Below are 21,529 nucleotides of genomic sequence, written 5' to 3' on the forward strand. Positions count from 1 at the left end.
CGGGAGGGGCGGTGTCCGTGCGGCGGCCTTGTGTCGGCCGTGTGCCAACATGGCGGGGTGACCACGACCGAGACCTCCCCCTCACCCGACGGCGCCGACGCATTCGACCGCAGGCCCGCGCCGCTGCGCATCGGCCCACTGGAGGTCGCCACTCCGGTCGAGCTCGCCCCCATGGCCGGTGTCACCAACGCCTCCTTCCGCCGGCTGTGCCGGGAGATGGCCGAGGCTGCCCTGCCGGAGGCCCTGAGGCCCTCCGCCACCGGCCCGGTGGCCGGCGCCGACGGCGGCCTGCTGGCCCCGGCGGGCCTGTACGTCACCGAGATGGTCACGACCCGGGCCCTGGTGGAGCGCAACGAGCGCACCCTGGCGATGGTGCGCACCGACCCGGCCGAGCGGGTACGCTCCATCCAGCTCTACGGGGTCGATCCGGCCACGGTGGGCTCCGCGGTGCGGATCCTGGTGGAGGAGGACCTGGCCGACCACATCGACCTGAACTTCGGCTGCCCGGTGCCCAAGGTGACGCGCAAGGGCGGCGGGGCGGCGCTGCCGTGGAAGCGCGACCTGCTGGCCGCCATCCTCACCGAGGCGGTGCGTGCCAGCGAGGCGGCCGTCCGCGCCGTCGGGCGCACACGGGAGGTGCCGGTGACCATGAAGATGCGTCTGGGCATCGACGAGGAGCACGAGACCTTCCTCGACGCCGCCCGGGCCGCCGACAACGCCGGGATCGCGGCCGTGGCCCTGCACGCCCGCAGCGCGCGCCAGCACTACTCGGGGCAGGCCCGTTGGGAGGAAATCTCCCGGCTCAAGGAGGCGTCCGTCCTGCCGGTGCTCGGCAACGGGGACATCTGGCTGGGCGACGACGCGGTGCGCATGATGGAGACCACCGGCTGCGACGGCGTCGTCGTGGGACGCGGTTGCCAGGGACGGCCCTGGCTGTTCGCCGACATCGTGGAGGCCATGCACGGCTCGAGCATGCGCACCCGACCGAATCTGGACGCCGTCGTCGAGGTGATCCGTCGCCACGGGCGCATGCTGGCAGCCGAGATGGGCGAGGACCGCGGCGTGCGCGACCTGCGCAAGCACGTGGGCTGGTACCTCAGGGGCTACCCGGTCGGTGGCGCCGCGCGCGCCGACCTCATGGGGATCCGGACTCTGGATGAGCTCGACGCCGGCCTGGAGAGGATGCGCTCACGCCTGCCGGAGGTCGTCGACTACCCCGGCGACATCGTCGAGGGTCCCCGGGGCCGGGCCGGCAGCCCCAAGACTCCCCGCCTGCCCGACGGCTGGCTGGACTCCCCCGCTCTGGATGAGGCCCATCGTGAGATGCTCAGCCAGGCCGAGTCCGACGTGTCCGGCGGCTGAGAGCACCACCCCACTGCGTCTGAGGTCAGTCGTCAGCTATTCGTCGAGGACCGGGGTGACGCGGCACAGGGCCGCCGCGATCGCCGTGGTCGCTGGGATCGCCAGGACCAGGCCGATGGAGGAGATGAGGGTGCGCACGATCTCCTCGGCGATCTCGCCCGAGAGCATGGTGTCGAGCACCGCCCGGTCCATGAGGGCGGCGGCCAGGATGAGCGGCAGCGCCGTGCCGGCGTAGGCGAAGGCCAGGGTGTAGACGGTCGAGGCGATGTGGTCCCGGCCGATCCTCATCCCGCCGGTGAACAGGCGCGTGCGCGACAGCAGCGGGTTGGCGGCGTGCAGCTCCCACACCGAGGAGGCCTGGGTGATGGTGACGTCGTTGAGGACACCGAGACCGGCGATGACCATGCCGCAGGTCAGCAGCGTCTGCAGATCGATATGCGTGCGGGAGGCAAGCAGGCGGGCGGTCTCGTCGACGTCGCCGGTCAGATGGGCGGCGTCGGTCCCCCACAGGGCGAGCAGCACGGTGAGCACGATGCCGGCCACCGTTCCCAGCAGAGCCGTCGTCGTGCGGATGGACACGCCGTGGGCCACGTAGACGGCCGCCAGCATCATTGCCATCGAGCCGACCAACGTCACCGCCAGCGGGTGGGAGCCGGACAGGAGCGCCGGGATCATGAAGAAGGCGAGCACAGCGGTGGCCACCAACAGGCCCAGAACGCTCAGGACGCCCTTGCGCCCGGCCACGGCGACGACGAGCACGAGGTAGACGATCGTCAGGGCCCCGACCGGCAACTGGCGCTGATAGTCGATGAAGGAGTACGGGGAGCCGGACAGGATGGCCTGGGGCGAGTAGAGGACGACGAGCCGGTCGCCGGTGTGGGCGAGCTTGCGGGGCTCGCCCACCAGCTGGACCGGCATGACCAGGTCCTTGCCCTCGCCCTCGGTGATGCGGGCGCACACGTGGCCCTTGGCGAAGGCGTCCTCCTTGATGCCGTTGACCTCCGTCAGGGCGCTCACGGCGCTCTGACAGCTCGACAGGTCCACGGAGGTGATGGTGGCCTTGCCCACCGAGCCGCCCTCGGCGGTGAAGGAGCGCGAGCCGATCAGCGAGCTCTTGCCCGGCCAGAGCGCGAACAGCCCAACGACGGTGACCAGCACCAGGGCGCCGACAATGACCCCGAGCACGATCCTTACCCGACGGACCTCGCCCGCCTCCAGGTCCAGGGGGGCGGAGTGGGAGTGGCTGTGGCCGCTGTGAGGGCCGGCCGGTCCTGCCGACGGCTCGGGAAGGCCCTCGGCGGGGACAGACTCGTGGCTCGGGGAGGTCGAGTTGGTGCTCACCATCCCATCATGCCCGCCCCACGCCCTTGACGTGAGCCAGGGACACGGGGCGGGCGTGGGACGTGGCATCGTCGGCTGAGGGACTCACGCCCCTCGGCGTCGTCAGCAGCCGATGAGACGCTCGGCCAGGTAGCGCTCCACGCCCTCGAGCGGGATGCGCTCCTGGGCCATGGTGTCACGCTCGCGCACGGTGACCGCACCGTCCTCGGGCGAGTCGAAGTCGTAGGTGAGGCAGAAGGGCGTACCCACCTCGTCCTGGCGGCGGTAGCGACGGCCCACCGCACCGGCGTCGTCGTACTCCACGTTCCAGGAACGACGCAGGCGGGCGGCCAGCTCCTTGGCCGGGCCGGTGAGCTCCTCCTTACGGCTCAGTGGCAGGACGGCGGCTTTGACCGGGGAGATGCGCGGGTCGAGCCTGAGCACGATGCGCTTGTCCACCCCGCCCTTGGTGTTGGGGGCCTCGTCCTCGGTGTATGCCTCCACGAGGAAGGCCATGAGCGAGCGGGTCAGTCCCGCCGCCGGCTCGATGACGTAGGGGGTCCAGCGCTCGGAGCGGGACTGGTCGAAGTAGGACAGGTCCTTGCCGGAGTGCTCGGCGTGGGTGGACAAATCGAAGTCAGTGCGGTTGGCGATGCCCTCGAGCTCGCCCCACTCCGAGCCGGCGAAGCCGAAGCGGTACTCCAGGTCCACCGTGCGCTTGGAGTAGTGGGAGAGCTTCTCGGCGGGGTGCTCGTAGAGCCGCAGGTTGTCCTCGCTGATGCCCAGGTCGGTGTACCAGGCCTTGCGGTAGTCGATCCAGTACTGGTGCCACTCCTCGTCCGTACCCGGCTCGCAGAAGAACTCCATCTCCATCTGCTCGAACTCGCGGGTGCGGAAGATGAAGTTACCGGGCGTGATCTCGTTGCGGAAGGACTTGCCGACCTGGCCGATGCCGAAGGGCGGTTTCTTGCGGGCCGCGCTCATGACGTTGGCGAAGTTGATGAAGATGCCCTGGGCGGTCTCGGGGCGCAGGTAGTGCATCCCGGCCTCGTCGTCGACGGGGCCCAGGAAGGTCTTGAGCAGGCCGGAGAACTCGCGCGGCTCGGTCCAGGAGCCCGGTTGGCCGGTGACGGGGTCGGGAACCATGTCGAGAGTGACAGTCTCAGGGTCGAGGCCCTTGCGGGCGGCGTACTCCTCGATGAGCTGGTCGGCGCGGTAACGCTTGTGGGTGTGCAGGGACTCCACGAGCGGGTCGGTGAAGGCGCCGACGTGGCCGGAGGCGACCCAGGTCTCACGCGGCAGGATGACCGAGGAGTCCAGCCCGACGACGTCGTCGCGGGAGCGGACCATGTACTGCCACCACTGGCGCTTGATGTTCTCCTTGAGCTCGACGCCCAACGGCCCGTAGTCCCAGGCAGAGCGGGTTCCGCCGTAGATCTCGCCGCAGGGGAAGACGAACCCGCGACGCTTGGCGAGGTTGATGACGGCGTCAAGGCGTGAAGGGGTGGATGCCAACGGAGTGCTCCTTCAGGAGTGGTCGTGGTCCCGCCTGGTTGGTGGGGACGAGTGGGGACAGTCTAGGCGTATGCCCGTCATACTTCGGTGAGGGGCCCATCGCATCGCGCCCCCACGAGGCGGCCACTGACGCATTCACAGGGACAGCCCCAGAAAACCGACTTTCAGCAGCGCACACACGGATTCGCTGCGGTTTGACGCCCGCCATCAAGAGTATGAGAATGATTCGCATGAATGTTTCGTCGATTCGTTCCCCTCACCTCCGTCGTATTGTGGCGCTCGGAGCCACTCTGTTCCTGACCGCCGGCATGACCGCGTGCAGCGCCCTGAAGAGCGACGGCTCGTCGACCTCCTCCGCCCACACGATCGCACCGGGAAAGACCTTGACGGTCTCGACGTCCTTCTACCCGATCCAGTACCTGGCAGAGGCCATCGGTGGCGACCTCGTCAAGATCTCCACCGTGACCCCCTCCAACGTCGAACCGCACGACTTCGAGCTCTCCGGCAAGGAGACCGCCGAACTGGGCAAGGCCGACCTCATCGCCTACGTCCCCGGCTTCCAGCCCTCCCTGGACAAGGCCGTCAAGGAAATCGGCTCCGGCCCCACGGTGGTGGACCTGAGCAAGCCGGCCGACCTCGTCCGCCACGAGGGTGTCGAGGAGGGGGACGAGCACGGGCACGAGGCCTCCGATGACGCGTCCGCCGCAGCGACTGACGCCGCCACCGCGGAGTCCAGCGAGGCCGGACACGACGAGCACAGTCACGCCGAGGGAGAGGAGCATGGACACGACCTCGACCCGCACTTCTGGCTCGACCCGCAGCGCATGATCACGGTGGCCGAGGCCCTCGAGGCCTCCTTCGCCAAGATCGACCCGGCCAACGCCAACGACTACAAGGCGGGACTCGACAAGCTCAAGACGGCACTGACCAACCTGGACACGCAGTACAGCACCGGCCTGTCCACCTGCCAGCGCACCACCTTCGTCACCTCCCACGCCGCCTTCGGCTACATGGCCGACCGCTACAAGCTGACCCAGACCTCCATCTCCGGCATCGACCCGGAGACCGAGCCCAGCCCCGCTGAGCTGGCCAACATCAAGTCGGTGGTCCAGAGCACGGGAACGACGACGATCTTCACCGAGGAACTCGTCTCCCCCACCACGGCCCAGGCGATCGCCGCGGAGACCGGGGCAGGGACCGATGTCCTCAGTCCCCTGGAGTCCAAGCCCGAGAGCGGTGACTACACCGACGCCATGACCACCAACCTGGATCGGCTCAAGGTCGCTCTGGCATGTCAGTAGAGTCAGACTCGGGCGACCGCCCCGAAAGACCCATCCAGCTGACATCCAACCAGATCGGCATGATCACACCGGTATGACCTCACCACCTTCCTCATCATCGTCACTGACGACGCCGTCCGAATCACCCCGGGCGGCGTCGTCCGCGCTCGCCATCAGGGTCCGGGACCTCAAGGTCGTCCTGGGGGCCTCCCTCATCCTGGACGACGTGAGCCTCGCGGTGGGCGGCGGCGAGTCCGTGGCACTGCTGGGTGCCAACGGCTCGGGCAAGTCCACTCTGGTCAAGGCGGTCCTGGGACTGGCACCCATAGCCGGCGGCGGCATCGAGGTGCTGGGCGCCCCCATCACTCGGCGCCGCAGAATCCCCTGGGAGCGCATCGGCTACGTCCCACAGCGGATCGGTGCCGGCTCGGGCGTCCCGGCCACTGCCCTGGAGGTGGTGCGCTCCGGGCTCCTGGGGCCGCGCCGTCCCTGGGCGGACCGGGGCCGGACGGCCAGGCGGAAGGCGATGACCGCGCTCGACGCCGTCGGGCTGGCTCACCGGGCCGGTGACCACGTCCAGGTCTTCTCCGGCGGGCAGGCCCAGCGGGTCCTCATCGCTCGTGCCCTGGTGCGCTCCCCCGAGCTGCTCATCCTCGATGAGCCCCTGGCCGGGATCGACCGTGCCAGCCGCGAGTCGCTGGCCATGATCCTGCAGGACCTGCGCGCGCAGGGGCTGACCCTGGTGACGGTTCTGCACGAGATGGGTGAGTTGGTCGACGTCGTCGAGCGGGCGGTCCTTCTGCAGGACGGAAGGCTCGTCGCCGACGGGCCGGCCGACGAGGTCGCTCACCTGCGCGACGGCAGGGGCGGTGCCTCCATCGGTGGTGGTGACCACGGGGACCATGACCACCATCACCCGGATGCCGCCGGCCCTCCGGCGCACCACGCCCCGGTCCTCGACCATCGGCTGCCCAAGACGCGGCCCGGCACCAACAGGAGCATCCGACCATGATCGAGCTCATCTCCGGCATGCTCGCCAGCCCCCTCATGCAGCGGGCCTTCATCGTCGCGGTGCTCGTGGGACTGGCAGCGCCGGTGGTGGGCACCTACCTGGTTCAGCGGGGCCTGGCGCTGCTGGGAGACGGGATCGGGCACATCGCCCTGACCGGCATCGCCCTGGGCTGGCTGGCCGGGGCCGCCGCCAACGTCACGCCCTATGACGCCTGGGCCGTGCCCGGAGCGATCATCATCAGCGTGCTGGGCGCCGTGACGATCGAGATGATCCGCGCCAGCGGCCGCACCCGCGGCGATGTGGCCCTGGCGATCCTGTTCTACGGCGGGATCGCCGGGGGCGTCATCCTCATCCGCCTGGCCGGCGGCACGACGACGAACCTCAACTCCTACCTGTTCGGCTCCATCTCCACGGTCTCGGTCTCGGACGCCTGGTTCACCATCGCCTTGGCAACCCTGGTGCTCCTGGTGGGGCTGGGGCTGCGCGGGCCACTGTTCGCCCTGTGCAACGACGAGGAGTTCGCCCGCGCCTGCGGGCTGCCGACCAGTGCCCTCAACGTCCTGGTGGCGGTGGTTGCGGCACTGACGGTCTCGGTGTCCATGCGAGTGGTGGGCGCCCTGCTGGTCTCGGCCGTCATGATCGTGCCGGTGGCCATCGCCCAGCTCGTCTCCCACTCGTTCTCGCGCACCATGTACCTGGCGATGGGGCTGGGGGTGATGGCCTGTGTGTCCGGATTGACAATCACCTACCTGGTTGCCGCCTCCCCCGGCGCCATGATCGTGGTACTCCTGGTAGTGGGCTACGCCGTCGTCGCTCTCCTGTCCGGCCTGTGGCAGCTCATCAGCCGGTCCCGACGGCACCGCATCACCTCAGGAGGTAGTTCATGAGCGCACGCAGTACGGCGCGGCGCCCTCGCGCTACACGTCAGCGCGCCGCGGTCGCCGACATCCTGGCGCGTACCGATGAGTTCCGCTCGGCCCAGCAGATTCATTCAGCCCTGGAGGCCGAGGGCACCAAGGTGGGGCTGGCCACCGTCTACCGGAACCTGCAGACCCTGACAGACAGTGGCGCAGTGGACCAGGTGCGCAGCGCTGAGGGCGAGGTCCTCTACCGGGCCTGCGAGCGGCAGGAGCACCACCACCACATCGTGTGCCGCCGTTGCGGTTACACCGTGGAGGTCGCCGGTGGCGAGCTGGAGGAGTGGATCATCCGGGTCTCCGCCCAGCAGGGCTTCACCCAGATGGAGCACACCGCGGAGTTCTTCGGCCTATGCGCCGCCTGCTCGGCCCAGGAGGCTTCCTGAGACATCACGCAGAACTGGGCTCGAGCCGGCCGCGAACCGGAGTCGGCCGGCCCCTCACCGCCGCTGCTCGTCGTCCTGCGGGTCCCCGGTCTCGCCGGGCTCCTCGTGCAGCACCTTGTCCACGGCGCCGCCGTAACGGCGCTCGCGCCCGGCGTAGGCCTCACAGGCCCGCCACAGCTCGGTGCGGTTGAAGTCGGGCCAGGGCAGGGGCGAGAAGTAGAGCTCGGCGTAGGAGGAGGACCACATGAGGAAGTTGGAGGTGCGCTGCTCGTCGCCGGTGCGGATGAACAGATCCACGTCTTGCATGGTGGGTGAGTACAGGTAGCGCTGAATGGTCTTCTCATTGATGAAGGAGGCCTTGAGCCGGCCGGCGGCGACGTCCTCGGCGATGGCGCGGGTGGCGTCGGCGATCTCAGCGCGCCCGCCGTAGTTGATGCACAGGTTGAGGACCAGGCCCGTGTTGCCGGCTGTGAGGCGCTCGGCCTCACGCAGTTCGCGCAGCACGGACTTCCACAGGCGTGGGGTGCGCCCGACCCAGCGCACCTTGACGTTCCAGGAGTGGAGGATGTCGCGCTGGGCGCGCAGCACCTTGCGGGCGAAGCCCATGATGAAGCGGACCTCGCCGGGTGAGCGGCGCCAGTTCTCGGTGGAGAAGGCGTAGGCGCTCAGCTCACTCACGCCGATCTCGACGGCGCCGGCAACGACGTCGAGCAGGTTGGCCTCCCCCACCCGGTGTCCCTCGGTGCGAGGCAGCCCGCGGGCGTTGGCCCAGCGGCCGTTACCGTCCATGACGACGGCGATGTGCCGGGGCAGGGAGGCGGGCGGCAGCGACGGGGGCGTGAGGTCCGGGCGGTGCAGGGGCGGGGCCTCCTCAATCGTCATGTCCCGGGTCGCACCTGCAGCCGTGCCTCTCGAGGCGTCTGTCATGGTCATGCCCTTTCCACCAGTACGAGGGAGCGCAGGCGCCGCTCCAGGTACCAGGTCGTGTAGGCCGAGACGAGCCCTGAGGCCTGCGAGCGCTCGCGCTGGCCGGAGGTGTCGGCCACGGCCCAGTCTCCGGAGAGCAGGGCGCCCAGGAGCACCATCGTGGCCGGCTCGACCTCGACGGCGCCGGCCGAGCGGCAGGACCCGCACACCGCGCCGCCGACCTGCACGTGGAAGGCCCGGTGCGGTCCGGGCGCGCCGCACAGGGCGCAGTCGTAGCACGACGGTGCCCATCCCCCCAGGGCCAGGGCACGCAGCAGGTAGGAGTCCAGGACGAGTCCGGGCGCGTGGCGCCGGTGCGACATGGCGGTCAGGGCCCCGGCCAGCAGCAGGTACTGCTGGGGGCTGGCCTCGGTGCCCAGGTCCCCGTCGTCGGCGCTGAGGCGCTCGGCGGTCTCCACCATGGTCGAGGCGCAGGTGAACATGGCGTAGTCGGCGCAGATGGCCCGGCCGAAGGGGTCGATGATCTCGGCCTGGGTGACGACATCGAGGTTGCGTCCGGCGTGGAGCTGGACATCGATCATGGAGAAGGGCTCCAGGCGCCCGCCGAAGCGGGAGCCGGCGCGGCGCACGCCCTTGGCGACGGCGCGCACCTGCCCGTGGTGGCGGGTGAGCAGCACGATGATGCGGTCGGCCTCGCCCAGCTTGTAGGTTCGCAGGACGATCGCCTCATCCCGGTACAGCCTGCTCATCACGGAGGCAGTCTCTCACGCCCCCTCAGCGCAGGGCACGATTGAGGGCGGAGATGACGGCCTTGAAGGAGGATGTGGTGATGGAGGGGTCGATGCCCACGCCCCACAGGACCTGGCCGTCGATCTCGCACTCGACGTAGCTGGCGGCCTTAGCGTCGCGTCCCTCGCTCAGGGCGTGCTCGACGTAGTCGAGGATCCGCACGCTCAGGCCCGTGCCCTCCAGGGCGGTGACGAAGGCGTCCAGGGGCCCGTTGCCGACGGCGGTCAGGTGCCTGTCCTGTCCGCCGTCGACCAGGGTGACGGCGAGGGTGGAGTCCTCGTCGTCACCGGTGGAGGTCAGGGTGGCCCCCCGCAGCTCGAAGCGGCCCCAGTGGTTGAGCTCGGCCTCGGGGGCGGCCGCGGCGGGCAGGTACTCGTCGGCGAAGATCGACCACAGGCGGGCGCCGTCGACCTCGCCGCCGTAGGTGTCGGTGTGGCGCTGGACGATGCGGGAGAACTCGATCTGGAGGCGGCGCGGCAGCTCGAGCTTGCGGGTGGTGCCCAGCAGGTAGGCGACCCCGCCCTTGCCGGACTGGGAGTTGACGCGCACGACCGCCTCGTAGGAGCGCCCCACGTCGTGGGGGTCGATGGGCAGGTAGGGCATGGACCAGGGCACGGCGATCTCGGCGTCGGCCTCGGTCAGCCCCTCGGCCTTCCTGGCATCGACCTGCTTGGCGCGCGCGGCGAAGCCCTTCTTGATGGCGTCCTGGTGGGAGCCGGAGAAGGAGGTGTAGACGAGCTCGCCGGCGTAAGGGGTGCGCGGAGGCACGTCCATGCCGGTGGCCCGCTCGACGATGCGGCGGACCTCGTCGATGTCGGACAGGTCGAGCATGGGGTCGACGCCCTGGCTGAAGAGGTTGAGGGCCAGAGTCACCAGATCCACGTTGCCGGTGCGCTCGCCGTGGCCGAACAGGCAGCCCTCGACGCGGTCGGCGCCGGCCATGAGGCCGAGCTCGGCGGCGGCCACGCCCGAGCCGCGGTCGTTGTGGGTGTGCAGGGACAGGCACACGGACTCGCGCCGGGGCAGGTGGCGGCTCATCCACTCGATCTGGTCGGCGTAGACGTTGGGAGTGGCGCGCTCGACGGAGGCGGGCAGGTTGAGGATGATCTCGCGGTCCCCCTCGGGCTCCCACACGTCCATGACGGCCTGGCAGACCTCGAGGCTGTAGTCGAGCTCGGTGTCCACGAAGATCTCCGGGGAGTACTCGAAGCCGAAGATCGTGTCCTCGGTGAGGACCTTCTCGGCGCGAGCCATGATCTGGCGGGTGCCGTCGACGACGAGCTCGCGGATCTGGTCGCGGTCCATGCGGAAGACGACATTGCGGAACAGGGGCGACAGGGCGTTGTAGAGGTGGACGGTGGCCCGGGGGATGCCGACGCAGGCGTCCAGGGTGCGGTCGATGAGCTCGCCGCGCGACTGGGTGAGCACGGAGATGGTGACGTCCTCGGGGATCGCGCCGTCGTCGACCAGGGAGCGCACGAAGTCGAAGTCGGTCTGGGAGGCGGCGGGGAAGCCGATCTCGATCTCCTTGAAGCCCGTGGACACGAGCAGGTCGAAGATGGCGCGCTTGGCCTGGGGGCCCATGGGCTCGATGAGGGACTGGTTACCGTCGCGCAGGTCGGTGCTCAGCCAGCGAGGGGCCCGGGTGATGCGCTTGTCCGGCCAGGTGCGGTCGGGCAGGTCGATGCTGACGACATCGATGAAGGGCCGGTACTTGGCGAAAGGCATGCCGGAGGGCTGCTGGGGGGCGGGGCGGGCGTTACGCATCGGGGTTCTCCTGGGATCGGATGCTTCGTGGTTCCGACGGCGGTTCCGGCAAGACCCCGGAGGGCTCCGGGGGAGCCGTGGGGAAGCAGGGAGGCACGGTCGGCAACGTGGCCGAGCAGGACGAGTCGGCCGCGGTCGGGGTGCCGGCCTGTCAGGCCCCGCCGCGGCGACTAAGCAGAAGGCTCGCCCGCTGCCAGACCTGAGGCCGTGGAGTCGCTCGCACGGGGTAGACCCTACCCCGATGGCGACCCGTCGTCAAGTAAGGCGACCGCGCCGGACCGCAGTATGAGACACGCGCCGAGGCGACCAATCACGCAGAACACCCCTCAGTGTGTCGAACACCAACACCATGATATAGTATCTCTACTATACTTAGTTGTGCTTCTACTGAGGAGTGTTTGTGTGATGTCTCCAGTCATCACCACGGAAAGTCTCGAGTTCTCCTACGGGGCCGCCCCGGTCCTGCGCAGCATTGACCTGTCGGTCGAGGTCGGCGAGGTCGTCTGCCTACTCGGTCCCAACGGCGTGGGCAAGACGACCCTCGTGGAGAACCTGCTGGGTTCGCTGACGCCGACGAGCGGCAGGGTGCGCGTACTCGACACCGATCCGCGCCGGGCGGGCGCCGACTTCTGGGCGAGGGTCGGACTGGTGCAGCAGAGCTGGACCGATCACGCCAAGTGGAGGGTGAGGGACCAGCTGGAGTGGATCCGCTCGGTCCAGCTGACGGCGGCGAGCCGGGTGAGCAGCGTCGACGAGGTGCTCGACGCCGTCGGGCTCAGCCAGAAGGCCGACTCCCGCCTGTCCCGGCTCTCCGGAGGGCAGCGGCGCACCATCGACTTCGCGGCCGCCCTCATGGCCTCACCCGAGATCCTCATCCTGGATGAGCCAACCACCGGACTGGACCCGGCATCGAAGGCGCGCCTGCACGATCTCATCCTGGCCCGGGTCGACGACGAGGCCACCATCGTCATGACCACCCACGACCTGGCCGAGGCCGAGCGCCTGGCCTCACGGGTCCTCATCATGAACGAGGGGCGGATCATCGCCGACGGCACGGTCACCGCGCTGCGCGAGCACCTCGACCGCGGCGCCGAGGTCACCTGGGTCCAGGACGGCGCCCATCACGTCCACACCACCCACTGTCCCGAGCGCTTCATCAAGGGGCTCGACCTCGACGCCATCACCGGGCTGACCATCACCCGTCCCACCCTGGAGGAGACCTATCTCTCCCTCGTCAGCAAGGAGCCCCACGCATGAGCACCCGCACCATCCAGGCCGTCCTGCGCGCGGCCTGCCGCCAGGCGGCCACGGACCTGAGAGCAGGCCTTGTCGGAATGAGCGTCGCGCTGCTGATATCCGTGAGCATTATCGTGATAGTCGGCAGGAGCACCCAGGCGACCGCCGAGGCCCACGCGACCTTCGGCCCCATGTTCCTCGCCAGCAGCATCGGCACCATCAGCTGCTTCATCACCTTTCAGATCGCCGGCGAGACCTATACCGACCGTATCGGCGGCGCCCTGTTGAGGGTGCGCATCCTGCCCCATGGCCCACTGACGTGGGCGATCGGTAAGACGATGTCCTCGATCACTCAGACCGTCACGTTCCAGGGGGCCATTCTTCTCGGCGGGGCCCTGTTTGTTGAGGACCTTCCCCTGAGCCCGTCCCAGGTGCTGGCCTGTCTGCCGCTCATCGTGCTGTCGGCCGTTGCGACGGCCCCACTGGGCTTCTTCGTGGGCGCCTTCGTCCGCGGCGTCTACAGCTTCATGATCTCCTACCTGCCCATCTTCACCCTCATCGGGACGAGCGGTTTCTTCATGCCCATGAACCGGCTCCCCTCCTGGGTGCAGGCGGTTCAGCTGGCGCTGCCCACATACTGGTCGGGGCACCTGACCCGGTGGGCGCTGGTCGGCGATCCCTCGTGGGAGGTGGGTCGAGCCTTCTTTCCAGTGCTCGCCGTCGGAGTCCTGGCGGCCTGGACCGTCATCGGCTTCGCGGGGGCCTCGTTCGTCGTGCGGCGCAGCTTCCGCAAGGAGACGATCGGTAGCCTGGCGCGCGTGCAGTCCACCATCCGTTCCCAGACCGGCCTGTGAACATGCCCGACGACGTCGTCCACAACCGGATCGCGGTCCTGCGCGCCGACCGCAGGGTGAGTCGCCGAGAGCTTGCCGAGGCCCTGGGCGTCCACTACCAGACGGTGGGCTACCTCGAGCGCGGGGAGTACTCCCCCTCGCTGCACCTGGCCCTGCGCATCGCCCGATACTTCGACGTGCCCGTGGAGTCGGTCTTCTCCCTCGAGAAGTTCCCCCGACTGACGTGAGGCACACCCCCGCCTTCACGCTCTGACCGGGCCGTCAACCTGAGGTGCTATCGGCCTCGATCCCGGCAATGATCCGATCGAGGCCGTAGTCGAGCTCATACCCCTGTCCATCATCGAGGGCCCCGGCCTTGAGCACCTGCGCCATGGATGTCAGCCCGTCGGCTTCGAGGCGGGTCAGGAGCCAGGTCGCGGACGCACTGCGGCGCGTACCGTGCTCCACAGCCCCCAGGGAGCGCTTCAGCGCGGCGACGGTGCGCACGTGGCCGTCGACGAGCAGCGCCGCATTGAGCCGCTCCTGCAGCTCGAGCCCCGCACCGGCGAGCACCTGGAGGACTGTCTCCATCCATCGCAGACGATGCGGTCCGGTTGGCATGCCGTGGACCGGGGCGTCCAGGAGCCAGGGATGCGCGTCATAGCGGGCGTGGACGGCGAGCGCCCAGCATCGCAGTCCGCCTGCCCAGTCCTCGGAATCACCCGAAAGGACCGGAGGCGGCCCGAAGGCGACGTCGACCATGGCGGCGATGACCTCATCGCGGGAGCCGATGTGCCGATACGCCGCCATGGTGCTCACGCTCAGGCGCTGGGCGAGCTTGCGAACCGACACGCCTTCCAGGCCCTCATCATCTGCGAGCGCGATACCCGCGCGGACGATCTTGCCAACGCTCAGCCCTTTACCCTCCTCCCGCCCTTCAGCCACCTCAGAGGCATCGACTTCCCACAACCACCGCACCCACTTGGGCGGGGCGTCCAAATCGGTCTGCATCACTTTCTCTCCCTCTCCTCGCCGTTCCGCCGAGATTCAAATTGCTCCAATCACAATACATGCGTACAGTGTACTCACATCAACGTGTACGACGTACACATTTGGAGTCTGAGAGGGCAAGAGTATGAAGAACGAGGCAAGATCCCGGGACCGAGGCGCCACAAGGTCACGCACCGTTGCCACCACCGTGCTCATGGTGGCGACGTTCATGGATCTGATGGACTCAACGATCACCAACGTCGCACTGCCCACGATCGGCAAGGACCTCAATGCGACACCGGAGCAGCTGGAGTGGACTCTCGCCGGTTACGTCATCGCCTTCGCGACGCTTCTCATCACGGGCGGTCGACTGGGCGATATCTTCGGGCACCGGCGCATGTTCGTGATCGGGATGGTGGGATTCACCCTCGCCTCCCTCGGGGCAGCACTGTCCCAGACAGGCGAACTGCTCGTCGCGGCCCGCGTGCTTCAGGGCGGGTTCGCCGGGATCATGATGCCTCAGGTGCTCTCCAGCGTGCAGGTGATGTACGCGCCGGAGGAGCGCGCCCCTGTCCTGGGCATCATTGGAGCACTGAGCTCGCTGGGGGCCATCGGGGGACTGATCCTCGGTGGCTGGCTCGTCACGGTCAACCTTCTTGGTATGGGCTGGCGCAGCATCTTCCTCGTGAATGTGCCGGTCGGAGTCGTACTTGTCGTTGTGGCGCTGCTGTTCGTGCCGAGGAGTCGTTCGGAGCATCCGCTCAGACCCGATCCGGTCGGGGTGCTGCTGGGGGGTCTCGGTGTCTTCCTGGTCGTCTTCCCGCTCACCGACGGCCGCGCCGCGGGGTGGGCATGGTGGATCTGGGCGATGCTGGCGGCGGCTCCCTTCGTCATCGCCGCATTCATTTGGCAGCAGAGGCGCATGCTCAAGGCGCACGGTTCCCCGCTGCTGCCGCTCCCACTGTTTCGCGATCGAGGTTTTGCGAGCGGACAGCTGGTGCAGGTGCTCTCCTCGATCGGCAACGGCGGGTACGTGCTCATCCTGCTGTACTACGTTCAGAGCGCACTAGGCTTCACCGCATTGGCTGCGGGGCTCACGCTTCTGCCTTTCGCACTGGGCTCCATGGTGGCCGCGCCGTTGGCGATCGTCGCGACGAGGCGGATCGGCAAGTGGGCCGTGCTGCTGGGCGGGATGGTGCAAGCAGCTGCGCTGACATGGGTCCTGTGGACGATCTGGACCGCCGGAGCGTCCCTGTCGGGTTGGGACCTCACCGCCCCGCTGGCGCTGACAGGTGCCGGGATGATGACACTCATCATGCCGCTCACGACTATCGCGCTTGAGTCGGTGCCCACCCAGGACGCCGGAGCGGCATCCGGCACCCTGACCACATTCGGTCAGGTCGGTATGGTGCTGGGGGTCGCTCTTGCCGGAACAATGTTCTTCGGGATCCTTCAGGACACGGCCGACGCTCGCGACGCCGTCACAACCGCCCTGTGGGTACCTATCGCGGCATACGGACTCGCCGGCCTCACCGCCTCAGTGACCATGCCTGATCGCACCAAGGCGTTACCGCAGGACGCGTGACTCTGTCCCCGGCCCGTCCGCCCTGATCCCCAGCGATATGGAAACCGGGTGGTGCTCTCCCGATCGGGAGGGCACCACCCGGTTGATCGCTCCTGTCACTCGGTCCTGTCGGGACGCCGCCCGGCCTACAGAAGGCCCTCGGCCAGGTCGAGGGGGGTGCCGAAACGGTGGTTGGTGATGGCCACCGCCTGCTCGCGCAGGAAGGGCAGCAACTCGGAGTGCGGGCAGGCCGTCACTGCTCCTGTGTACAGGGCGATGTCGGGACTTCCACCGGTCACCCGGCTGGCATGGCTCCAGCGGGTGGCCGAGCCCTCGCCACGCGGACCGAGGATGCGCACACGCGTTCCCAGACCGCCGGAGGCGGCCAGCTCACCCAGGCGGATGTCCCAGGCGCCCTGGTCCTCGACCGCTACCTGGACACCGGCGGCCAGCAGCGCGTTCTGCAGCGGCTGAGGCAGCCGGTCCGCAACCGACAGACTGATGAATCCGCCAGTACGCACCCCGGCCGCCATGACGCGCACGACGTCGGCCAGGGCGGTGCCCTGCCCGGCGCGCACGACGACGTCGACCGCCCGGTAGCGCAGGATGTTGCGCTCGCAGGCCAGGCCCGTCACGTCGCGGTTGGCGCCGTAGGCGGTCCGCCAGGCACAGGCATCGGCCACCAGGGCGCGGCGCAGCTCGGCCAGGTCAGCGGCGTCCAGCTGACCGCTCACTGCGTCGCACAGGCTCGCCACGCGTGGGTCGAGGGCCGCGGTTCCCTGGTCTGCCTCTCCGCCCTGGCCGCGGGCGGGCTCGACCTCGCCGAGCCCCAGCAGGTAGGAGGGTCCACCGGCCTTGGTGGTGGAGCCGATGGCCGAGCGCTTCCATCCGCCGAAGGGCTGGCGACGCACGATGGCCCCGGTGATGCCGCGGTTGACGTAGAGGTTTCCGGCCTGAACACCCTCGAGCCAGATCGCCAGCTCGGTGGCGTCCAAAGTCTGGATCCCGGAGGTGAGTCCGTAGTCGACGGCGTTGACCGCCTCGATGGCCTCCTGAAGCGTGTCCACGCGCATCACCCCGATGACGGGGGCGAAGTACTCGGTGAGGTGGAACTCGCTGCCGGGCACGACCCCGGCCCGGATGCCTGGGGTCCACAGGCCGTCACCGAGATAGCGGGGCTTGAGGACCCAGTGCTCGCCGGATCCCAGGGTGGTCAGGCCGCGCACGGCCTTCTCGTCGTCGGGCACGACGACGGGCCCCATCTGGGAGTCCAGGGACAGCGGCAGACGCACCCGCAGGGAGGCGGTCGCATCCACGAGCTGGCGGGCGATGCGCTCGGAGGTGCCGGCCGAGGAGACCAGGACCAGCAGCGAGGAGGCCGAGCACTTCTGACCGGCGTGGGCGAAGGCCGAGTAGACGGCGTCGCGCACAGCGAGGTCGGGATCGGCCGAGGGGGTGACGATGATGGCGTTCTTGCCGCTGGTCTCCCCCAACAGATGCATGTCCGGCTTCCAGGAGCGGAAGAGGCGGGCGGTGTCGTAGGAGCCGGTGAGGACCACGCGGTCGACGTCCTTGTGGGTCACCAGGTGGCGTGAGACGTCGCCATCCTCCAGCGGGGCGAGCACCACGAGGTCCTCGGGGATCCCGGCGTCATGGAAGGCGCGTACGAGCTCGGCCGCGCAGCGCCGGGCCGGCGGGGCCGGCTTGAGGATGACGGCGCTGCCGGCCGCCAGTGCCGCGGCCACGCCCCCGGTGGGGATGGCCAGCGGGAAGTTCCAGGGAGAGGCGACCACGGTGACGTCCACCGGGGTGAAGCGGGCCCCGACCATGTGCTCGCCATCGTGCAGCAGTAGGGAGGACTCGGCATAGTGGTGACAGAAGTCGATGGCCTCACTGATCTCCGGGTCGGACTGGTCGATGGTCTTGCCGGCCTCGGAGCCGGCGACCTCGATGAGCTCGGCGCGCCGGGCGACCAGGACGTCACCGACCCGGTGCAGGGCGGCGGCCCGCTCGAGCGGATCCAGGGACTGCCAGCCCCCGGCGGCCTTGGCCGTGGCGGCCACGAGGGCGTCGACCTCGACGTTCGTGGCAAGCCGGGCGGCCCCGGCCTCCACCTCGGCCACGCCCCGCGTGGAGCCTGGGATGGCCGCGGCGATGTCCCGGGCCCACTGGCGGTTGGCGGCCAGGGCGGGGTCGGAGTCCGGTTCGGAGACGAAGGGCCTCCTGGCACGCTCCTCCAGGGTGCCGGTCTCCTCCGGGACACCCGCGTCCCGCTCAGCCAGGCGGTCCTGGCGGCGGTTGGGGGGCGGCACCGGGGCGTCCGGGTCGAGATCAGCCAGGGCGGCCAGGAAGCGGTCGCGCTCACGGCCGAAGACCGCCTCATCAGCGGCCAGGTCGAAGACGCCGGACATGAAGTTCTCAGGTGCCGCGTTCTCCTCCAGGCGGCGCACCAGGTAGGAGATGGCGACGTCGAACTCGTGGGGGTCGACGACGGGCACGTAGAGCAGCAGGTGGCCGGTGTCGCGGCGCACGACCTCCTGCAGACCGGTGGCCATCCCGGAGAGCATCTCGAACTCGACGCCGTCCTCGACACCGCGAGCGGCGCGCAGCTCATAGGCGAAGGCGATGTCGAACAGGTTCTGGCCCGCCACACCCAGGCGGATCGCGCGGGTACGCTCCGGGGTCATCGCCCAGGAGAGCATGCGCTTGTAGTTGGTGTCGGTGGCCTGCTTGGAGGGCCAGGTGGTCAGCTCCCAGCCGTGAATCTCGGCGTCGACCCTCTCCATGGACAGGTTGGCGCCCTTGACGATGCGGACCTTGATGCGTGACCCATCCGCGGCCACACGTCGGGAGGCCCACTCCTGGAGGCGCTGCATGGCGCCCAGGGAGTCGGGCAGGTAGGCCTGCAGGACGATGCCGGCCTCGTAGCCGCGCATGTCCTCCTGGTCCAGGATCGCGGTGAAGACGGCGATCGTCAGGTCCAGGTCCTTGTAATCCTCCATGTCCAGGTTGAGGAAGGTGCCGTTGTCGCGGGCCAGACGATAGAGGGGCAGGAGGGCCTGGACGCCGTGGGCGACCACCTCATCGAAGCCCCAGGGGTTGTGCGGGCCCGTCACGGCGGAGACCTTGACCGAGACGTAGTCGACGTCCTCGCGGGTGACCAGGCGGGAGACCTCGGCCAGGCGCCGAGCGGCCTCCTTCTCCCCCAGGACGGCCTCACCCAGGAGGTTGACGTTGAGGCGGTTGCCGCCCTTGCGCAGGCGGGCGAGCGCCGGGCCGAGGCTCTTGTCGGTGGCGTCGACGACGAGGTCGCCGACGATCTCACGGAAGACCCGCCGGGCCACAGCGGTCACAGTGCGCGGGGCGAGACGGGAGGCGGCCGAGCCCAGCCCCATGGCCCCGGCCAGGGCGGGCGGCAGGAAGTCGGTGCGGCCCGAGGACAGGCGCTTGAGGGCGTCGCCGGCGACGTCGAGGTCCGTGGGGCGCACAACGTCGTCGACGAAGCGCGTGGTGAATGTCAGGCCGTCGGGGTCGGCGAGGATCCGGGATAGCAGCTTGGCCGAGCGCGGTACCGGCTCGGATGCCGACTCGTCAGCCCACCGGCGCGCTCGGGCGACGGCCTTCTCCCCTAGTACCCACAGGTCATCAGGGCAACGGCGCCCTGCATTACCTGCGTTGATACGGGGCTGGCTGGGAACGACATTGTTCGTCATGCGTGGGCCTCCAGGCTCGGGTTAGTGTGAGACACACATAGTGTGCGATACAACACCCATGGAGCGCGACCGTTTCGCTGCACGAGTCCCCGGCATTGCGCAAGTCACCTTGGTCCTAGGCATCCCCCGATGCTGGCCCCGCCGGCCCCATCCCCTTCCCGGGCCTCGTCCCGGCCCTCATCGGACCGGGAAGGAGAGGCTAGAAACCGAGGCGGGCCAGGGCCTTGGGGTCGGACTGCCAGTCCTTGGCGGTGCGCACGTGCAGGTCGAGGTAGACCTTGCGCCCCAGCAGCTTCTCGATGCCCTTGCGGGCGTTGACGCCCACCTCCTTGAGGCGCCGGCCGCCCCTGCCGATGACGATGGCCTTCTGGGAGTCGCGCTCGACGACGAGGCTCACGCGCACCTGGAGGCGCCCACCCACCCCCTTGATGCGGCCGACCTCGCGCTCGTCGTCGGGGTCGGCGATCTCGTCGACGACGACGGCCAGGGAGTGAGGCAGCTCGTCGCGCACGCCCTCCAGGGCGGCCTCGCGCACGAGCTCGGCGATCATGACCTGCTGGGGCTCGTCGGTGATCTCGCCGGTGGGGTACAGCGGCGGGGACAGGGGCATGTGCTTCAGCAGGACCTCCTCGAGGACATCGATCTGCTCGTCGCGCTGGGCCGAGACCGGCACGATGTCGGCCCACTCCCCCAACTGGTCGACGGCCAGGAGCTGGGCGGCCAGGGCCTCGCGGGTGACGGTGTCGGCCTTGGTGACCACGGCGACCACGGGGGTGCGCAGCTCGGTGAGATCGCGGGTGATGAAGCGATCGCCCGGGCCGATCTTCTCATTGGCGGGAATGCAGAAGACGACGACGTCAACGTCGGTGAGGGTCTCGCGCACCAGGTCGTTGAGACGCTTGCCCAGCAGGGTGCGGGGGCGGTGGAGGCCGGGGGTGTCGACCAGGACGACCTGCGCCTTGTCCTTGTGGATGACGCCGCGCACGTTGTGGCGGGTGGTCTGGGGGCGCCCGGAGGTGATGGCGATCTTGGCGCCGACCATGGCGTTGGTGAGGGTGGACTTGCCGGCATTGGGGCGGCCCACGATGCAGGCGAAACCGGCGCGGAAGTCCTCGGGAAAGTCGGGGACGACGATCTCGACGCGGGTCGATTCCACAGAGTCGGCTGCCTCGTTCTCGTCGTCCTCCTCGCCCAGGATCGGGAAGCCGTCTGCGTCCAGCCGGGCAGCGACGTCGGAGTCATCGCCGGCCTCGTCTCTGGTCTCGTCCTCGTCGTCGTCGGGATCGGTCAAGGGGTTGGGACCGTCCATGAGCTCGGCGTCGGAGGGGAAGCGGAAGCCGGTCGGGGCGGGGCCGGGCTCGGGCATCTCGAGGGACTCGGTCGAGAGCGCCTCGACGGCCTCCTCGGGCGTCTGGGGCTGGTCGTCCTGGGCGGGTTCAACGGAGTTGTCGGAGCGGTCTGCGGTGTCAGTCATCGGTGTCCTCTTCGGGGGCGGGTGTGCGGGAGGCGAGAATGGTGGAGACCTGGCGGCGGCGGCCGGCGGCCTCCTCGGCCAGAAGGTGGACGCCCTGGGTGTCTCCGGCGGCGCCGGGCAGGGGGACGCGACCGATGGCCTTGGTGAGCAGGCCGCCAACAGTGTCGACATCGTCGTCGTCGATCTCGAGGTCGAAGAGCTCGCCGAGCTCGTCCAGGGCGAGCCGGGCGGGGACGCGGTAGGTGCCGGGGGCGACCTCGACGACCTCGGGCAGCTCGGGGTCGTGCTCGTCAGTGAGCTCGCCGACGACCTCCTCCAGGAGGTCCTCCATGGTGACGAGCCCGGCGGTGCCGCCGTACTCGTCGACGGCCAGAGCCATGTGGAAACGGCCGGTCTGCATCTCGCGCAGGAGGTCGTCGGCGGGTTTCATCTCGGGGACGTACT

19 protein-coding genes are annotated in these 21,529 nt (G+C 69.2%); 10 read left to right on the forward strand and 9 right to left on the reverse strand.

The genetic code is table 11. The features are described 5' to 3' along the window. Positions 1 to 57 precede the first annotated feature (57 nt). Positions 58 to 1,362: a tRNA dihydrouridine synthase DusB gene (dusB, locus tag RWR81_RS05395; RefSeq protein WP_314455551.1), complete on the forward strand. Its 1,305-nt coding sequence runs from the start codon at positions 58 to 60 to the stop codon at positions 1,360 to 1,362. Between the two features lie 36 nt (positions 1,363 to 1,398). Here the strand turns inward: dusB and RWR81_RS05400 are convergent, their stop codons facing one another. Continuing rightward, positions 1,399 to 2,706: a YibE/F family protein gene (locus tag RWR81_RS05400; protein WP_314455553.1), complete on the reverse strand. Its 1,308-nt coding sequence runs from the start codon at positions 2,704 to 2,706 to the stop codon at positions 1,399 to 1,401. A gap of 99 nt (positions 2,707 to 2,805) precedes the next feature. Further along, the gene (locus RWR81_RS05405) at positions 2,806 to 4,197 is read right to left on the reverse strand and encodes a glycine--tRNA ligase (RefSeq protein WP_314455557.1); all 1,392 of its coding nucleotides are present in this window, start codon (positions 4,195 to 4,197) and stop codon (positions 2,806 to 2,808) included. A 230-nt stretch (positions 4,198 to 4,427) separates the two neighbouring features. Between RWR81_RS05405 and RWR81_RS05410 the strand changes: the two genes are divergently transcribed. The 4 genes from RWR81_RS05410 (at position 4,428) to RWR81_RS05425 (ending at position 7,792) form a co-directional block, all read left to right on the forward strand. Further along, positions 4,428 to 5,498: a metal ABC transporter substrate-binding protein gene (locus tag RWR81_RS05410; RefSeq protein WP_314455560.1), complete on the forward strand. Its 1,071-nt coding sequence runs from the start codon at positions 4,428 to 4,430 to the stop codon at positions 5,496 to 5,498. 73 nt (positions 5,499 to 5,571) lie between these two features. Further along, the gene (locus tag RWR81_RS05415) at positions 5,572 to 6,489 is read left to right on the forward strand and encodes a metal ABC transporter ATP-binding protein (RefSeq protein WP_314455564.1); all 918 of its coding nucleotides are present in this window, start codon (positions 5,572 to 5,574) and stop codon (positions 6,487 to 6,489) included. Beyond that, a complete protein-coding gene (locus RWR81_RS05420) occupies positions 6,486 to 7,376 on the forward strand; it encodes a metal ABC transporter permease (protein WP_314455567.1) in 891 nt (296 codons plus the stop codon). The genes RWR81_RS05415 and RWR81_RS05420 overlap by 4 nt, the downstream gene beginning before the upstream one ends. Beyond that, positions 7,373 to 7,792: a Fur family transcriptional regulator gene (locus RWR81_RS05425; protein ID WP_314455570.1), complete on the forward strand. Its 420-nt coding sequence runs from the start codon at positions 7,373 to 7,375 to the stop codon at positions 7,790 to 7,792. The genes RWR81_RS05420 and RWR81_RS05425 overlap by 4 nt, the downstream gene beginning before the upstream one ends. Before the next feature lie 54 nt (positions 7,793 to 7,846). Here RWR81_RS05425 and uppS read toward each other — a convergent pair whose 3' ends face one another. From uppS to leuA, 3 genes are read right to left on the reverse strand one after another with little or no spacing between them, the layout of a single operon-like run. Next, positions 7,847 to 8,674 (reverse strand): polyprenyl diphosphate synthase, encoded by an 828-nt coding sequence (uppS, locus tag RWR81_RS05430; protein WP_314455572.1) that lies wholly within the window; start codon positions 8,672 to 8,674, stop codon positions 7,847 to 7,849. Positions 8,675 to 8,721: 47 nt separating this feature from the next. Then, positions 8,722 to 9,471: a DNA repair protein RecO gene (gene recO / locus RWR81_RS05435; protein WP_314455575.1), complete on the reverse strand. Its 750-nt coding sequence runs from the start codon at positions 9,469 to 9,471 to the stop codon at positions 8,722 to 8,724. 22 nt (positions 9,472 to 9,493) lie between these two features. Beyond that, positions 9,494 to 11,275 carry a 2-isopropylmalate synthase gene (leuA, locus tag RWR81_RS05440; protein WP_314455578.1) on the reverse strand — a complete coding sequence of 594 codons (1,782 nt, stop codon included), beginning with the start codon at positions 11,273 to 11,275 and terminating at the stop codon, positions 9,494 to 9,496. Positions 11,276 to 11,295: 20 nt separating this feature from the next. Between leuA and RWR81_RS05445 the strand changes: the two genes are divergently transcribed. From RWR81_RS05445 to RWR81_RS05460, 4 genes are all read left to right on the forward strand, one after another. Continuing rightward, positions 11,296 to 11,478, forward strand: a complete 183-nt coding sequence (locus RWR81_RS05445; RefSeq protein ID WP_314455581.1) for a hypothetical protein — start codon at positions 11,296 to 11,298, stop codon at positions 11,476 to 11,478. A 202-nt stretch (positions 11,479 to 11,680) separates the two neighbouring features. Then, on the forward strand, positions 11,681 to 12,532 hold the full coding sequence (locus tag RWR81_RS05450; RefSeq protein ID WP_314455604.1) for an ABC transporter ATP-binding protein: 852 nt from the start codon (positions 11,681 to 11,683) through the stop codon (positions 12,530 to 12,532). Beyond that, positions 12,529 to 13,365, forward strand: a complete 837-nt coding sequence (locus RWR81_RS05455; RefSeq protein ID WP_314455583.1) for an ABC transporter permease — start codon at positions 12,529 to 12,531, stop codon at positions 13,363 to 13,365. Before RWR81_RS05450 ends, RWR81_RS05455 begins: the two co-directional genes overlap by 4 nt. Before the next feature lie 2 nt (positions 13,366 to 13,367). Next, the gene (locus RWR81_RS05460; protein WP_314455585.1) at positions 13,368 to 13,592 is read left to right on the forward strand and encodes a helix-turn-helix transcriptional regulator; all 225 of its coding nucleotides are present in this window, start codon (positions 13,368 to 13,370) and stop codon (positions 13,590 to 13,592) included. Between the two features lie 34 nt (positions 13,593 to 13,626). On the opposite strand, the gene RWR81_RS05465 is transcribed toward RWR81_RS05460, so the two are convergent. Then, on the reverse strand, positions 13,627 to 14,355 hold the full coding sequence (locus RWR81_RS05465; protein ID WP_314455606.1) for a TetR/AcrR family transcriptional regulator C-terminal domain-containing protein: 729 nt from the start codon (positions 14,353 to 14,355) through the stop codon (positions 13,627 to 13,629). Between the two features lie 124 nt (positions 14,356 to 14,479). On the opposite strand from RWR81_RS05465, the gene RWR81_RS05470 reads away from it, so the two are divergent. After that, a complete protein-coding gene (locus tag RWR81_RS05470; protein WP_314455587.1) occupies positions 14,480 to 15,919 on the forward strand; it encodes an MFS transporter in 1,440 nt (479 codons plus the stop codon). Between the two features lie 125 nt (positions 15,920 to 16,044). On the opposite strand, the gene RWR81_RS05475 is transcribed toward RWR81_RS05470, so the two are convergent. The 3 genes from RWR81_RS05475 to RWR81_RS05485 form a co-directional block, all read right to left on the reverse strand. Then, the gene (locus RWR81_RS05475) at positions 16,045 to 19,611 is read right to left on the reverse strand and encodes a bifunctional proline dehydrogenase/L-glutamate gamma-semialdehyde dehydrogenase (protein WP_314455590.1); all 3,567 of its coding nucleotides are present in this window, start codon (positions 19,609 to 19,611) and stop codon (positions 16,045 to 16,047) included. Between the two features lie 199 nt (positions 19,612 to 19,810). Continuing rightward, positions 19,811 to 21,085 carry a GTPase Era gene (gene era, locus RWR81_RS05480; RefSeq protein ID WP_314455592.1) on the reverse strand — a complete coding sequence of 425 codons (1,275 nt, stop codon included), beginning with the start codon at positions 21,083 to 21,085 and terminating at the stop codon, positions 19,811 to 19,813. Beyond that, a partial coding sequence (locus RWR81_RS05485; protein WP_314455595.1) for a transporter associated domain-containing protein occupies positions 21,078 to 21,529 on the reverse strand: 452 nt, incomplete at its 5' end. The genes RWR81_RS05485 and era, both read right to left, overlap by 8 nt.

This window comes from uncultured Actinomyces sp., assembly GCF_963526355.1.
Classification (GTDB): Bacteria; Actinomycetota; Actinomycetes; order Actinomycetales; family Actinomycetaceae; genus Actinomyces.